Here is a 14,386-nt window from a genome sequence, read left to right as displayed (position 1 = left end):
TTCGTCCCTCTTTTCAGTGGAAGCTCCTTGACAATTTAACGATGTTAAGGGCACGCTGGCCGCAGGTCAATTTAACGTCGTTAAGGAGTGGTATGAACAACCTGGGGACGGACGTGATCGTGGCCGGAGCAGGGCCGACGGGGCTGATGCTGGCCCACGAACTCGCGCTCGCCGGCGTCGATGTCGTGGTCCTGGAACGGCATCACGAACGCACAGGACTGTCGAAGGCACTGAACCTGCAGCCGCGAACCGCGGAAATGCTGGAGCTGCGCGGACTTCTTGACGGCGCCGAGGAGCGTTCGTTCGCGACGGTGCAGGACGGGCATTTCGCGATGATCCCCCTCGGCTACGACGGGTGGGGCACTCGATTCCCTTTCCAGCTGGGGATTCCGCAGGCACAGGTCGAGGCGTACCTCGAGGAACGGCTTGCCGCACAAGGAACGAAGGTGAGCCGCGGCGCCGAGGTAATCGATTTCGCGCAGGAGAAGGACTTCGTCTCTGTTCGGTACCGAACAGACGGTGGCGATAACCGGCTGCACGCGAAGTTCCTCGTCGGCTGTGACGGCGCTCGAAGCGTTGTACGCAAAGGACTCGACGTGGACTTTCCCGGTGTGGACGGTGAAGGTTTCGGGGTGGTCGCGGACGTGCTGTTCGACAAAATCCCCGCCGGTGCGCAAAAACAGTGGCGAACGATGCGGAACGTCGGCGAGCCGACCGGTGCGACCACGTTCAAAGGCCTGATCCCGCTGGGAGAACCGGGCCTCTACCGCTTCGTGTACGGCGACAGGGCCTCGCGGCCCAAGGACATCCGGTCCGCCATCTCCCACGACGAAGTCCGGCAGGCCCTGCTCGACTCGTACGGTGAGACGGCGACGGTGTCGGAAATCCGCTGGGCGTCACAGTTCTCCGACGCGGCGCGGCAGGCGGAGCACTACCGCGCCGGGCGGGTACTGCTGGCGGGCGATGCCGCGCACATCCATTTCCCGGCAGGGGGCCAGGGGCTGAATCTGGGCGTGCAGGACGCCATGAACCTGGGCTGGAAGCTCGCCGCGACAGTGCGCGGATGGGCCGGTGACGACCTGCTCGACACCTACGAGGCCGAGCGGCACCCCGTCGGCGCGCAAGTGCTGCACAACGTCGCCGCTCAACTGGGGCTGACTCCGCGGTCTCACGAGACTCGCGCGCTTCGCGATCTTTTCGCCGACATGACCGCGCTGCCCGACGTGAGTCGATACTTGGCGGGCATGGTCTCCGGCCTCGGGATCCGCTACACGACGCACGGGACGTCGCATCCCGCGCTCGGCTCGCGGCTCACCGACCAGGACGTCAACACAGAGGACGGCCCGCTTCGTCCGAGCACGCTCTTCCGCGACGGCGGCTTCGTGCTCCTGACGACCACTCAGGCCCACGTCGACGCCGCCCGGGCCCACGCCCACTCGCCGCGTCTGACCACCCAGCTGGTCACCACGCTGCCGTGGCCGTCCACGGAAGCCGTCCTATACCGCCCCGATGGCTATGCCTGCTGGGTCGCCCCCACGCGGTAGCAAAGGTCCCCCGCTCCCCCGCAGCGATAGCAAAGGTCCCTTGCTCCCACCACCACCGGGAACACCTACCCGACCGACCGCTCCGGGGGTCCAGGGGGCGGAGCCTCCCTGGCGGGGGTCCGGGGGTTCGACCCCCGGGACAAAAACGAAGGAGGCCCGTGTCTGCGTTTTCCGCAGACACGGGCCTCCTACCTCTGTAGCGGGGACAGGATTTGAACCTGCGACCTCTGGGTTATGAGCCCAGCGAGCTACCGAGCTGCTCCACCCCGCGTCGTGACACCTACCTTACGCCTGCGTTTCCAGCAGGCGCAAAGCAGGTGCCCTTTAGGTAAGCGACGTCACCCTCCGGGCTGGCCGGAGGTCGGGGGCGCACCGGATGCCGGCGGGGTGGCCTTGGCCGACTCGTAGGCCTTGGAGGCCGCTTCGAGTGCGGCCAGGGCGGCGCCCTGGTCGGCGTAGTTCCCGGATTGCTGGGCGGCGCGGAACTTGACCCAGGCGTCGTGCATGTCGCCCGCGGCCTTGTCGAGCGCCGGGTTACCGCCGGCCGGCGGCTGTGGCGTCGTCGTCCCCGGCGGCGGCGGTGTCGTGGGCCCGGGGGTGCCGCCGGTCTGCGGCGGTGTGACCCCGGAGCCCGTGCCCGCCCCGAAGACCTGGTCGAGCGCTTCGTTCAGCGTCGGCGCGAACCCGATCTTGGTGCCGTAGGAGACCAGGACACGGGCCAGCTGCGGATAGCTCAGCTGGTTCCGTTGCCGGATGTAGACCGGTTCCACGTAGAGGAAGCCATTGGCGACGGGGAGCGTGATCAGGTTTCCGTAGGTGACCGTGACGTTCGGGTTGTTGAACAGTGTCCGGTCCTGCGCGACCCGTGGGTCACTCTGGAATCGGTTCTGGACCTGGACGGGACCATCCACCTGGGTGGATCCGCTGGCGCCTGTCGGCAGTCTCAGGACGCGCATCTTCCCGTAGTCCTCGGGATCCGAAGACACCGACATCCAGGCCGCCAGATACTGCCGTTGGAGACCGGTCAGCGAACTGGTGAGCTGGAACCGCGACTTGGAATCGCCCGGCGCGGTGGCCAGGACGTAGTAGCCGGGCTGATTGGCGATCCCGGAGGCGGACGCGTTCACGCCGCCTTCCTGCGTCGGGTCCTGCGGAACGCTCCAGAAGGCCTGCTGAGCGTAGAACTCCGCGGGGTTGTTCACGTGGTACTTCGACAGGAGTTCCCGCTGCACCTTGAAGAGGTCTTCGGGGTAGCGGAAATGCGACCGCAGGTCCGGCGAGATCTCGCTGCTCGGCTTGACCAGGCCCGGGAAGACCTTCTTCCAGGCGTTGAGCACCGGCTCGTTGTCCTCGACCCCGTACAGGGTCACGGTGCCGTCGAACGCGTCGACGGTGGCCTTGACCGAGTTGCGGATGTAGTTGATCGAGGAGTTCGCCTGGCGGGTGGTGCCGCTGAGCGAGTCGTTGGTCGCCTGGCCGAGCTGGGTCTGCTGGGCGTACGGGAAGTTGTTCATCGTCGTGTAGCCGTCGACGATCCACTTGATCTTGCCGTCGACGACCGCCGGGTACGGGTCGCCATCGAGGGTCAACCACGGGGCGATCTTGGCGACCCGATCACGGGGTTCGCGGTTGAACATGATCTTGGATCCGTCGCCGATGGCATCGGAGAAGAGGATGTTGCGCTCTCCGTACTCGGCGGCGAAAACGAGGCGGTTGAACCAGTTGTCGATCGGCACGCCGCCGGAGCCCTTGTAGATGTAGGCACGGTCGACGGCGGTGTCGTACTCGCCGGGAGCCTGACCCGCCTTGCCGCCGACGATCGCGTACGCGGCGTCGGTCGCGAGCTCGCCGTAGTAGATACGGGGCTCTTCCACCTTGATGCCCGGCTTGTTCGGGTCGGTCGACCCGGCGCCCGACGGGTTCTGGGTGTCGCTGGTGGTGGCGATCGGGTAACCGCCGTCGGAGTTGGCGTCCTTCAGCGCGCGGTCGATCGTGTTGGCCGGCGCGGCGACGAAACCGTTTCCGTGCGTGTAGACGAGGTGCTTGTTGATCCAGTTCGTCTGGTTGCCGGTGAGGCCTTCGGTCTTGATCTCCTTGGCCGCGACGATGTAGTCCTGCGTGACCCCGTTGAGGGTGTAGCGGTCGATGTCCAGCTTGGACGGGAAGCCGTAGAAGTTCTCACGGCCGACGCGCTGGGTGAACGTGTCGCTCAGGACGTTCGGGTCGAGGAGGCGGATGTTCGGGACGGTCCCTTTGTCGGCCTTGATCTCCGCGGAGGTCGCCTCGGACTTGCCGGTGTAGTCCTTGTATTCGACGTTGGTCAGGCCGAACGCCTGACGGGTCGCGTCCATGTTGCGCTGGATCGACGCGGATTCCTTCTCGTTCGCGTTGGGCTTCACGGAGAACTGGTCGAGTACCGCGGGCCACGCGACGCCGACGAGCACGTTCGACAGGATCAGCAGCACCAGTGCGATGGCGGGCAGCTGCAGATTGCGCAGGAACGCACCGGCGAAGAACGCGACGGCACAGATCACCGAGATGCACAGAAGGATCAGCTTCGCGGGCAGGACCGCGTTCAGGTCGGTGTAGGTCGCACCGACGAACAGCGGAGCTCCGCGATCGGACAACAGAAGGTTGTAGCGGTCGAAGAAATACTCGACCGCCTTCAGCAGCACGAAGATGCCGATGGTGATGGCGAGCTGGGCTCGGGTCGGGCCGGCGAGCTGGCCGCCCTTACCCGCGAGCCGGATGCCGCCGAAGATGTAGTGCGAGATCAGCGCACCGAAGAACGCGATGACGACCGAGATGAACAGCCAACCCAGGAGCCAGTTGTAGAACGGCAGATCGAAGGCGTAGAAGCCGACGTCGTTGCCGAATTCGGGATCGGTCTGGCCGAACGGCGTGCCGTTCAGGAACAGCTGCACGACCTGCCAGTCGCTCTGCGCGGACGCGCCGGCGATGAGCCCGGTGAGCACCGGGATACCGATGCCGAACAGCCGGATCCGGCCGACGATCGCCGACCGGTAGCGCGCGAGCGGGTCGTCGTTGCCGGAAATCGGCACGAAGACAGGCCTGGACCGGTACGCGATCATCAAGCTGACCGCGAGCGACCCTCCCACCAGGAGGCCTACTGCGAAGAACAAGACCACACGAGTGATCAACACCGTGCTGAACACCGTGCGGGCGCCGACCTCGCCGAACCACAACCAGTCGACGTAGGTGTCCAGCAGTCTCGCGCCCAGCAGCAGGGCCAGAATGACGACGGCGGCGATGATCAGCAGTATCCGGCTGCGCCGGGACAGCTTCGGCAGGCTCACGGGGGGCCGAGTGGCCACTGCACACGCTCCTGGTTTGGTGAACTTTTCGCGGGGGCGCGCGTACCGCGTGCGGCCCCTGATGCTCTAACTCTACGGATGCCGTCGGAAGTTCCCGGAACCCGCCCAAACCGGACTCGGAAGGCCACTGTCCCGGCCGCCTGGAACGATGTGCCAATGGCACCGAGTGAGCAGCAGGGCGTGGCCGGCCTGGCCCGCGAAGTCGAGGAGTTCGTCGCTTCGGGAGGCTGGGACCAGCCCCCGCAGTTGTTCGCGCTGGTCCCGACCGCGGCGCTGCTGGACGAACAACCCGAACTGGCCGGGCAACTCGACGCGTCCGCCCCGCTGACGCCCGTCGCGCAGGAGGCTCTGCCGGACGGTGACCTGGGTGAAGCGCTGGCGCAGATCGCGTGGCCCGATCTGGTGCTGGGCTGCGCGCTCGCGCAGGAGATCATCGTGCTGCCGCCGGACGCCGAAGCCGAGCTTCCCGTCGTGCCCGAGACCGATGCCGAACGCCTGCGTCAAGCGGCCGCCGACCACCCGCGCCGGACCGAAGCCCGCCTCGTCGCGGCCGTGCTGCGGGATGGCGCCGGAGCCTGCGTCATGCGGCTTCGCGGGGCCGGGCAGCCCTCCGAACCCGGTGACGTCCCTGTCGACGAGATCATCGAGAACCCGGAACTGGCCCCCAACCTGCTCGAAGCACTGAAGGCGACGTTGCTGCCCTGACCTGCGAAAAGAGAGCAAGGGACCTTTGCTATCGCCAGCCCGGGCGCGCGGCGGGCGATAGCAAAGGTCCCTTGCTCCCCCGGCGGTCAGCAGGAGGCGGTCGGCCTTCCCGCCTTCAGGTTTTCGAGCTGCGCGATCGCCTCGTCCAGCGTGGACACCTTGATCAAGTTCAGCCCCTCGGGCGCGGCGGTCTTCGCCTCGGCGCAGTTGTGCGCGGGCACGAGGAAATCGGTGGCGCCTGCCTCGCGAGCGCCGACCACCTTGAACGAGATGCCGCCGATCGCGCCGACCTCACCCTTCTCGGAGATCTCGCCCGTCCCGGCGATATGCCTGCCACCGGCGAGGTCGCCGGGTTCCATCTTGTCGACGATCGCGAGCGCGAACATCAGGCCAGCCGACGGGCCGCCGACGTCCTGCAGCGAGATCTTCACGTCGAACGGAACGTCGGCCCGGTCCACCGCAGTCAGGCCCATGAAACCTTCCGGCCCATCGGGCCGCTGCGCGAGCGTGAGCGGCACGGTGCGTTCGGCCTGCCCGTCGGATTTGAAGGTGATCTGGACGGTCTGCCCGGGCTTCGTCCCGTTGAGGGCGGCGCGCACTTCGGTCGCCTCGGTGACGGTCTGCCCGTTGACCACCAGAAGCCGGTCGCCGGGAGCGAGCACCTTGTCCGCGGGACTGCCGGAGACGATCGTCTTCGCGAGCACCTTCACCGGGAACTTGCGGCGCAGCGCGGCGACCTGAGCGGCGGTCTGCGAGTCCTGCAATTGCTGGATGTTCTCCTGCCGGACCTGCTCGTTGGTTTCGCCCGGCTTGAAGTATTCCTCGCGCGGCGCCAGCGCGTACCGGCCACTCGCCCAGAGCCCGAGCGCGTTGAACAGCGTGATGCCGCCATCGCGCAGGGAGACCGTCGTCATCCGCAGCTCGCCGGAGGTCTGGAAGATCTCGTGCCCGTTGACCTGGATCACGGACTGCCCGGCGGCGTCCTTGCCGAGGGTGTCGTAGGTCGGCCCGGGACTGATCGCCACATACGGCACGGGGATGAAGAACCCGACCAGCGCGAAGGCGACGAACAGCGTGCCGCTGACCAGCAGCGTCCAGCCGCGCCGGGTCAGCCGCCGTTCGGAGCGGTCCTGGTCACCCGCGGAGCCCGCACGGCTCCGCGCTCCTGTGGTCTCCTCCGAGGGCTCTGTCACGCGTGACAGCGTACGGTGACGGTGTTCGCTTCTCGGTGAAGGCCACGCTCATCTCTCCACTTGACGAGCTGTGAATCCCTGGACCCGCGTACGGTGGTGCCATGAGCAAACCCCCGTTCGGCTTCGGACCGCCCGATCCCGACAAACGAGGCGAGAACGAGCCGTCGGACTCCGGCGGCCAGCCCTCCGGCGCCGAGGCCTTCAATCAGCTCGGTCAGATGCTCAGCCAGCTGGGCCAGATGCTCAGCCAGGCCGGCAGCTCGACCGGGCCGGTCAACTATGACCTGGCGAAACAGATCGCGTTGCAGAACCTCAGCAGCAGTGGAAGCGCCGACGTCCAACTCGGCTTTTCGTCGTCCAGCGGCGGCGACTCGAGCACGGCCGTCCGCGACGCCGCCCACCTGGCGGAGCTGTGGCTGGACGCCGCGACGATTCTGCCCGCCGGAGCCACGACGACCGTCGCTTGGTCCGCGCGCACCTGGGTCGAGAAGACCTTGCCCACGTGGCAGCGCCTGTGCGACCCCGTCGCCCAGCAGGTCTCGGGCGCGTGGGTCCAGGCCCTGCCCGAGGAGGCCAAGCAGGCCGCCGGTCCGCTGCTCTCGATGATGGGGCAGATGGGCGGGATGGCCTTCGGCTCCCAGCTCGGTAACGCTCTGGCTCAGTTGGCTTCCGAAGTGCTCACCTCCACCGAGGTCGGTCTCCCGCTTGGCCCCGCGGCCACCTCCGCGCTGCTGCCGGCGAACATCGAGAAGTTCACCGAGGGCCTGGAGCTGCCGACCAGTGAGGTACTGGTCTTCATCGCCGCACGCGAGGCCGCCCACCAGCGGCTGTTCGCCCATGTCCCCTGGCTGCGGCAGCGACTCCTGGCCACCGTCGAGGAGTTCGCGAGCGGTATCTCCGTCGACACTTCGGCCCTGGAGCAACTCGCGGGCCAGATCGACCCGTCAAACCCGGCCAGCATCGAAGAAGCCATGTCCTCCGGCCTGCTCGAGCCGCAGACCTCGCCCGAGCAGAAGGCGGCGCTGAACCGCCTGGAGACCCTGCTCGCGCTGGTCGAAGGCTGGGTCGACGTCGTGGTCGCCGAGGCCATCGGTGACCGGCTTCCGGGCGCGGACGCGCTCCGGGAGACGCTGCGCCGCCGCCGCGCCACGGGTGGCCCTGCAGAGCAGACCTTCGCCACCTTGGTCGGGCTTGAGCTCCGGCCAAGGCGGATGCGCGCGGCCTCCTCGCTGTGGAAGCTGGTCGGCGACCAGCACGGCATCGAGAAGCGGGACGGCCTCTGGTCCCACCCCGACCTGATGCCGACCGCCGACGATCTCGACGAGCCGCTCGACTTCTCCGAACGCCTCGGCGATGGCGAGTCGACGCTCGAAGGCATCGACCCGATCGCCGAGATCGAACGCACCGAGCGCGAGAAGAACAAGCCCAAGGGCGACGAAGAAGAGAGCTGAGGCACGTCAGTCCTCCGCCGCGATGCCCCATCCGGCGGCGGAGGACAGACCCTCCAGGTAGCCGATGGCGCGTTCGGTCTTGGGATAACGGCGAACGAGCTCCCAGAACGCCGCGTTGTGCCCTGGTTCCTTCAAATGCGCGAGTTCGTGCACGAGGACGTAGTCCAGCACCCATCCCGGCACCCGGCGCAGACGATCACTGACCCTGATCGTCGCGTCGACCGGCGTGCAGGACGCCCACCTCGTCCTCATCGGCGGGACCCAGCGAACGCTCGCGGGTATCGCCTTCCCGTCCAGATACTTCGCCGAGAGCACGGCGCAGCGTGCCAGCAGCGCCTCGTCCGAGGCTTTTGGCGGCGCGGCCTGCCGCGGGCCTTTGCGCAGCAACTTGCGCTGCATCTCGGCAACCCAGTGCTTTTCCTCAGCCCGGGTCATCCGGGCAGGGATCAGCACGACGAGGGTGTCCTCGTCCCAGTACGCGGTGACGGTCCGGTGGCGGCGTTGGCTACGCCGTACCTCGACCTTGTGTTCGGGAGTGTCCGACGGATTCGTCGTGTCCCGGCCCCTCAATGAGGGCGTCCGTGCTTCGACCACTCGACCACGGTAAGGCCAGTCACCGACAAGTCCGAGAGCCGAAAGGTCACAGCCTCCAGTTGTCCACAACGGGGTCAACCTGTGGATAACTCGCGTTCTTCCGGGCGGGCGGACGGTCGGCGGGTGCGATCCTGCGATCATGAACCTGCGCGAACCGGACCTGCGATCGATCATCCTGCCCGCCTTCCCCGCTCTGCTTCCCGGGCTGGATGTGCTGGAACGAGGAAACGGCGAGATCCAGATCGGCCTCGACCCCACACACGCCGTGGTCATCGCCGGCGTCGCCACCGAAGTGGCCGAAGCCCTCCGCGGGCTGGACGGGAAACAGGCCGCGGACGACATCGTGCTCGCGCAGAGCGAACACGATGAACAACTTCGCGACCTGATGACGGATCTGACGGCCCGAGGTCTCGTGACCGATGCGGGCGAGTCCGAACGGCATCCGAGACCGAGACCGGAGACAGGGCTCTGGTCGCTTCGCGCCCGCCACCACCAGACGGCCATGACGGCCCGCCGCAAACGCACCGCGGTGGCGATCCACGGCGACGGCAGGCTGGCGGTGGCCATCGCCGTTCTGCTCGCCAACGGCGGAATCGGGCATATCGACGTCCGGGCTTCGGGCACGGTCCTCGAAGGCGACCTGGGCTCGGGCTACACCGAAGCCGAAATAGGCATGGCACGCCGGGACGCGATGGCCCAGGTCGTGCACCGCACCAGGGCGAGCACCGTGACAACGCGGCTCTACTCGGACCGCCGGCCGGAACTCGCCCTGCTCACCGACGCCGTGGTGCCTGCTCCCGAAGTGGTCGACGAACTCGTCCGCGACGGGATCAACCACCTGCCGGTGCGCGTCCGGGACGGGGTCGGCATCGTGGGACCTTTGGTGGTGCCCGGCCGCAGCAGCTGCCTGCGCTGCGCCGACCTGCACCGGGCCGGTCGCGACGATTCCTGGCCGCGGGTCGCGAGCCAGCTGGTCGGCCGTGTGCCGCGAGCCGATCTCGGGTCCGTTCAGGCCTGCGCCGCGCTCGCCGCCGCGCAGGCGCTCAGGCTTCTGTCCCCGAGCGACCAGGCGCCGCCCGCTTGGAACGCCACGCTGGAGATCGACTTCTTCGACGGCAAGATCCGGCATCGCGACTGGCCGCCGCACACCGCATGCGGATGCGGTGCTCGTTGATACGGCAAGCGACGTAGCCCACATGCACTCCCTCAACAGGCTGCGCGGGCGCAGTGAATCAAGGCAGAATCGCGAAGGTGACCGACTCCCGCAACGCCGAGGACCGTGAAGCCGCCATCCCCCGCAACGGGGCCGCGCGAACGGCGAAGCTGGCCAGTATCCCGCTCGGCATAGCGGGGCGGGCGGTCGGCGGCTGGGGCAGGCGGCTGACCGGGCAAAGCGCCGAAGAAGTCAACGCGACGCTGTCCGCCAAGGCGGCGGAGCAGCTCTTCGAAGTCCTCGGCACGCTCAAGGGCGGCGCGATGAAGTTCGGCCAGGCGCTGAGCGTCTTCGAGGCCGCGGTGCCGGACGAGATGGCGAAGCCCTATCGCGAGGCCCTGACGAAGCTTCAGGCCGCCGCGCCGCCCATGCCCGCCCGGCAGACCCACCGAGTCCTCGCCGAACAGCTGGGGCGCACCTGGAAGCAGCGGTTCGCGGCCTTCGACGACGAGCCCGCCGCTTCCGCGAGCATCGGCCAGGTCCACCGCGCGACCTGGCACGACGGCCGCGAAGTCGCCGTCAAGGTGCAATATCCCGGAGCCGACGACGCCTTGCGGAGCGACCTCCGGCAGCTCCAGCGTTTCAGCAGGTTGTTCCAGGCCTTCGTGCCGGGGACCGAAGTGAAGCCGCTCTTGGCGGAACTCGCCGAGCGGATGAACGAAGAGCTCGACTACCAGGCCGAAGCACAGAACCAGCGTGATTTCGTCAAGGCGTTCGAAGGCGTTCCCGGCTTCCTGATCCCCCGCGTGGTCGCCAGCGCGCCGAAGGTCGTCGTCACCGAGTGGGCCACCGGCACCCCGCTGTCGAAGATCATCGCCGGCGGAGACAAGGAGACACGAGACCGCGCCGGCCGCCTGCTCACCGAGTTCCACTACTCGTCGCCGGAACGAGCCCGGCTCCTGCACTCGGACCCGCATCCCGGCAATTTCATGCTGACCGCCGACGGCAGGCTGTGCGTCATCGACTTCGGTGGGGTGTCCCGGCTGCCCGAGGGGATCCCGCAGCACCTCGGCGAGATGACCAGGCTGGCGCTCGACGGCGAGTCCGCGAAACTGATGCGGCTGCTCAGGGAGTCCGGCTTCATCCGAGGCGACGCGGACCTGCGGGCCGACGACGTGCTCGCCTACCTGGCGCCGTTCACCGAACCGCTGGCGGGCGACACTTTCCACTTCACCCGTCGCTGGATGCAGCGACAGGCGGGCCGGGTCGGCGACACCCGCGGCCGGGATTTCCGGATCGGCCGCTCCCTCAACCTGCCGCCCGAGTACCTGATGATCCACCGGGTGACCGCCGGATCGACCGGCATTCTCTGCCAGCTCGACGCCGAGATCCCCGCCCGCGCGATCGTCGAACGGTGGCAGCCGGGCTTCGCGGCCTGAGAGGTTATCCACAGGGAACGGGGCGACTGAGCCGAAAACGGTGTTGCCCGGGCGAGTTGTCCACATGTTCGCGGAAGTGGTTCCACCCGGTCGGCCCAGCGGCCATCCTCGATTCATGACCATTACACGAAGCGCCCGACTCATGGCGCTCAGTAACACCAGCGAATCCGGGATCGTCACCAGCCGCGAGTTGCGAAAGGCGGGCGTCACCGCACGCTACGCCGCGAAGCTCTGCGGCCCGGGCGGTCCTTGGCGAAGGCTGATGCCGGGCGTGATCCTGTTGCGTGACTCCACGCCCACCCGGCTTCAGCTGCTACAAGCCGCTGTCGCGCGGTTCGGGCCGGAGGTCGTGGTGACCGGTGCCGACGCGCTACGCGCACGAGGTGTCGGCTGCCCGCTCACACGAGAAGTCCATCTTCTCGTCCCCGACTACCGGCGCGTGCCTGCGGAGCCCGGCATGCTGCCGCGAAGAACCACCCGGATGCCGCCGCCGACCACGATCGACGGCGTCCCGTTCGCTCCACCGTCCCGGGCGGCGCTCGATCTCGCCCGGCTGGAGCTCGACCCCACGCGAATCGACGAGCTGATCTCAATGCCGCTGTATTGGGGTCTGTGCACACTCGACGAACTCAGTGAGGAGCTCGATTCCGGTAACCGGCGGGGCTCGGCCGCGGTGCGCGCGGCTCTGCGACGGATCGATCCCGAAGAGACGTACGCGCATGGGCTGGCGAAGAAGGTCCTCAGCGGCTGCCCGCTGCCCGCGCCGTCGTGGAACACGACGCTCTGCGACAGACGAGGGCGCCCCATCGGCACCGCCGACGCCTGGTGGGACGACATCGGCATGGCGTGGCAATTCCGGACCCCGAAACAGGGCGCCGCGAATTTCCACCCGCTGGCGCTGACCGCGACCGGGACCGTACTGGTCCGCTGCACCATCGACCAGCTGAAGAAGGTTCCGCTGGAAGTCGCGGCGGAGCTCGTCAGGGCGTTCGGCGAAGCGACGCGGACGCCGAGGCCGAAGGTCCACACGATCGGTCGGATCGACGCCGCCTGAAGCTCACCAGTACTCGTCCGGCAGCTTTCCTTCGATGTCGCGAGTGTGGCGGCGAGCACAGGCGGGGCACATCCAGCGCATGACGTTCTTCTCGCGGGTGGAAACCCAGGCGAGTGTCTGCGCAGGGTCCTCGTCGCCACCGCGGATCCGGCCGCACAACGAGCAAGTGGCCTGGTCACTCACGATCGCCGTCCACAATGGACTGTCTTCGCCCCTTGCAGGAACAGGTCACCGCGAGTGCCCAGGAAGGCCGGGTTCTCCGGGTCCACCAGCGCGGCTGCGGTCTCGCGATCGTCATCGCCGAGGCGATCGCCCGCGACCTCTTTCAGCCAGGTCACTCGCTCGATGACGAACTCGCGCAGCAGCTCCGGGCCGGGTGCCGGGTGGTGGATGAGCGCTCCGAAAGAATCGACGTCGGCGAGGCCGGCTCGCTGCAGCGCGATGTTCCAGCCGTAGGGCATGGAAACGGAACCGGGGATTCCTGCCCTCATCTCGGCGAACCACTCGCCGCGCGCGGCGAGGAGCCTCTCCTCGAGCCCGGGGCGGCCGATGCCGAGATCCCAGGGGAGGCAGTTGAAGTCCAGGCCGCCCTCGGAGATGGCGACCAGCCCGCCGGGGCGGGCGAGCCGGGCGAGGGTGTCGATGGCCGCCTGCTGGTCGGGCAGGTGGTGGATCACTCGGGAAGCCCAGACCAGATCGGCGGCAGGGAGCTTGGCCGGCAATCCGTCGTCGGCCACGTCGGCATGGACCGTCTCAACGACGGCCCTCTCCCCTGCGGCCGCGCTGACGACTCGGTGCGCTTCGGCGAGCAGATGTTCGGTCGCGTCGACCAGCACGATCTTGGCGCCGGCGGCGGCGAGCTCCTCGGCGAAAAGCACGCTCATCCCGCCCGCGCCACAACCGACGTCGAGGATGGTCGGCCCGTCCGGCATGCCCTCGAGCAGCCGTCGAGCCGCCGCCCGCATCGGCTCGGCATCGAGTGCCTCGGCCATGCGAAGCGAACGAAGCCGATCAGACCAGTCGATGTCGTCATGCGTGTGTACGGCCATTCCCCCAGTGAACACCACGCCGAGCCGCACCACGCCCCAAAAGGGGAGCGGGGGACCTTTGCTATCGCGGCGCGATAGCAAAGGTCCCCCGCTCCCCCGAGTGGTCAGGCCTGGAAGCGCTCGGCTCGCCGGGTCGCCCAACGGGCGACCTTGGTCCACCTGCGCGCGGCGCGTGGGCCGCTCCGAGCCCGCTGCGCGCGGACTCCCTCCTCGAGGTCTCGTATTCGGGCCCTGGACAGTTCTTCATAAAGCAACATTTCGCTGGTCTCCTCGACCTTGATCTCGTTCAATTCGGACGGCGCGTGAGTTCCCGTCAGCGCCTCGTAATCCCTGGTGGTGATGAGTTCGACGGTCATGCCGCGGCGCTCCGCTCGACCTTGCGCGCGACGGTGCGAGCTTCGGCGGCGGGCTCGACGACCGGGTTCTTCCGGGGGCGGCCACGGGGCCGCTTCCGCGCGACGACAACGCCACGCTCGAAGATTTCGCCACCCCAGACGCCCCACGGCTCACGCCGCGAAAGAGCGCCCGCGAGGCAGGCGGAACGGACCGGGCAGTCCGCGCAGAACGCCTTCGCTCGCTCGAGCTCTGCCGGCGACTCGGCGAACCACAGGTCCGCGTCGCCCGAACGGCAGGGAAGCATCGACTCGGGCGAGTCGATGGCGTCGAGCAGGTCGACGACACCTGCGTCGGCGAAGGGCAGAGCCTCCCCCGGCGCGAAAGCTATGGCCGATGACATAAGTGCACTCCTCTGTGCCGTAACGGATTTCGTACTCACGGTGGAACTGGACAACGCTGAACCCCAATTAGGTTGTGCAGCCAACTTGTTTGTGCAGCAAAAAACACGAAGGCCGCGGATCCGGTAACCGGTT

General features: G+C 67.9%; 13 protein-coding genes and 1 tRNA gene. 6 read left to right on the top strand and 8 right to left on the bottom strand.

The genetic code is table 11. From position 1 onward, the window contains the following. The first annotated feature begins 92 nt into the window (after window positions 1-92). Window positions 93-1,544 carry an FAD-dependent monooxygenase gene (locus tag DMH01_RS29410; RefSeq protein ID WP_125680477.1) on the top strand — a complete coding sequence of 484 codons (1,452 nt, stop codon included), beginning with the start codon at window positions 93-95 and terminating at the stop codon, window positions 1,542-1,544. Between the two features lie 197 nt (window positions 1,545-1,741). Here DMH01_RS29410 and DMH01_RS29405 read toward each other — a convergent pair. Then, window positions 1,742-1,815: transfer RNA gene (locus DMH01_RS29405), tRNA-Met, on the bottom strand. Between the two features lie 67 nt (window positions 1,816-1,882). Then, complete coding sequence (locus tag DMH01_RS29400) at window positions 1,883-4,879, bottom strand: UPF0182 family protein (RefSeq protein WP_125680476.1); 2,997 nt, start codon at window positions 4,877-4,879, stop codon at window positions 1,883-1,885. 156 nt (window positions 4,880-5,035) lie between these two features. Here DMH01_RS29400 and DMH01_RS29395 point away from each other — a divergent pair, with 156 nt between their 5' ends. After that, window positions 5,036-5,584, top strand: coding sequence for a PPA1309 family protein (locus tag DMH01_RS29395; protein WP_125680475.1), 549 nt, complete (start codon window positions 5,036-5,038; stop codon window positions 5,582-5,584). Between the two features lie 86 nt (window positions 5,585-5,670). On the opposite strand, the gene DMH01_RS29390 is transcribed toward DMH01_RS29395, so the two are convergent. Next, window positions 5,671-6,675 (bottom strand): PDZ domain-containing protein, encoded by a 1,005-nt coding sequence (locus DMH01_RS29390; RefSeq protein WP_199745707.1) that lies wholly within the window; start codon window positions 6,673-6,675, stop codon window positions 5,671-5,673. Between the two features lie 203 nt (window positions 6,676-6,878). Here DMH01_RS29390 and DMH01_RS29385 point away from each other — a divergent pair, with 203 nt between their 5' ends. Further along, window positions 6,879-8,228, top strand: coding sequence for a zinc-dependent metalloprotease (locus DMH01_RS29385; protein WP_034322171.1), 1,350 nt, complete (start codon window positions 6,879-6,881; stop codon window positions 8,226-8,228). 6 nt (window positions 8,229-8,234) lie between these two features. Here the strand turns inward: DMH01_RS29385 and DMH01_RS29380 are convergent, their stop codons facing one another. Continuing rightward, window positions 8,235-8,798: a M48 family metallopeptidase gene (locus DMH01_RS29380; RefSeq protein ID WP_016331633.1), complete on the bottom strand. Its 564-nt coding sequence runs from the start codon at window positions 8,796-8,798 to the stop codon at window positions 8,235-8,237. A 163-nt stretch (window positions 8,799-8,961) separates the two neighbouring features. Here DMH01_RS29380 and DMH01_RS29375 point away from each other — a divergent pair, with 163 nt between their 5' ends. The 3 genes from DMH01_RS29375 to DMH01_RS29365 all read left to right on the top strand — a co-directional run bounded on the left by DMH01_RS29375 (window position 8,962) and on the right by DMH01_RS29365 (window position 12,468). Further along, window positions 8,962-9,996 carry a hypothetical protein gene (locus DMH01_RS29375; RefSeq protein ID WP_125680473.1) on the top strand — a complete coding sequence of 345 codons (1,035 nt, stop codon included), beginning with the start codon at window positions 8,962-8,964 and terminating at the stop codon, window positions 9,994-9,996. Window positions 9,997-10,073: 77 nt separating this feature from the next. Next, a complete protein-coding gene (locus DMH01_RS29370; protein ID WP_125680472.1) occupies window positions 10,074-11,414 on the top strand; it encodes an AarF/ABC1/UbiB kinase family protein in 1,341 nt (446 codons plus the stop codon). A 142-nt stretch (window positions 11,415-11,556) separates the two neighbouring features. Further along, window positions 11,557-12,468 (top strand): hypothetical protein, encoded by a 912-nt coding sequence (locus tag DMH01_RS29365; protein WP_125680471.1) that lies wholly within the window; start codon window positions 11,557-11,559, stop codon window positions 12,466-12,468. 3 nt (window positions 12,469-12,471) lie between these two features. On the opposite strand, the gene DMH01_RS29360 is transcribed toward DMH01_RS29365, so the two are convergent. The 4 genes from DMH01_RS29360 to DMH01_RS29345 form a co-directional block, all read right to left on the bottom strand. Further along, window positions 12,472-12,651: a hypothetical protein gene (locus tag DMH01_RS29360; protein WP_125680470.1), complete on the bottom strand. Its 180-nt coding sequence runs from the start codon at window positions 12,649-12,651 to the stop codon at window positions 12,472-12,474. Further along, window positions 12,648-13,517, bottom strand: a complete 870-nt coding sequence (locus DMH01_RS29355; protein ID WP_125680469.1) for a bifunctional 2-polyprenyl-6-hydroxyphenol methylase/3-demethylubiquinol 3-O-methyltransferase UbiG — start codon at window positions 13,515-13,517, stop codon at window positions 12,648-12,650. Before DMH01_RS29355 ends, DMH01_RS29360 begins: the two co-directional genes overlap by 4 nt. Before the next feature lie 104 nt (window positions 13,518-13,621). Further along, a complete protein-coding gene (locus tag DMH01_RS29350; RefSeq protein ID WP_125680468.1) occupies window positions 13,622-13,873 on the bottom strand; it encodes a hypothetical protein in 252 nt (83 codons plus the stop codon). Then, complete coding sequence (locus DMH01_RS29345) at window positions 13,870-14,253, bottom strand: WhiB family transcriptional regulator (RefSeq protein WP_125680467.1); 384 nt, start codon at window positions 14,251-14,253, stop codon at window positions 13,870-13,872. The genes DMH01_RS29350 and DMH01_RS29345 overlap by 4 nt, the downstream gene beginning before the upstream one ends. Window positions 14,254-14,386 lie beyond the last annotated feature (133 nt).

The sequence above is a fragment of the Amycolatopsis sp. WAC 04182 genome (assembly GCF_003947465.1).
Lineage (GTDB): Bacteria > Actinomycetota > Actinomycetes > Mycobacteriales > Pseudonocardiaceae > Amycolatopsis.
Note: the sequence above shows the minus strand (reverse complement) of the source record. Positions and strands in the feature narration are given on the sequence as shown.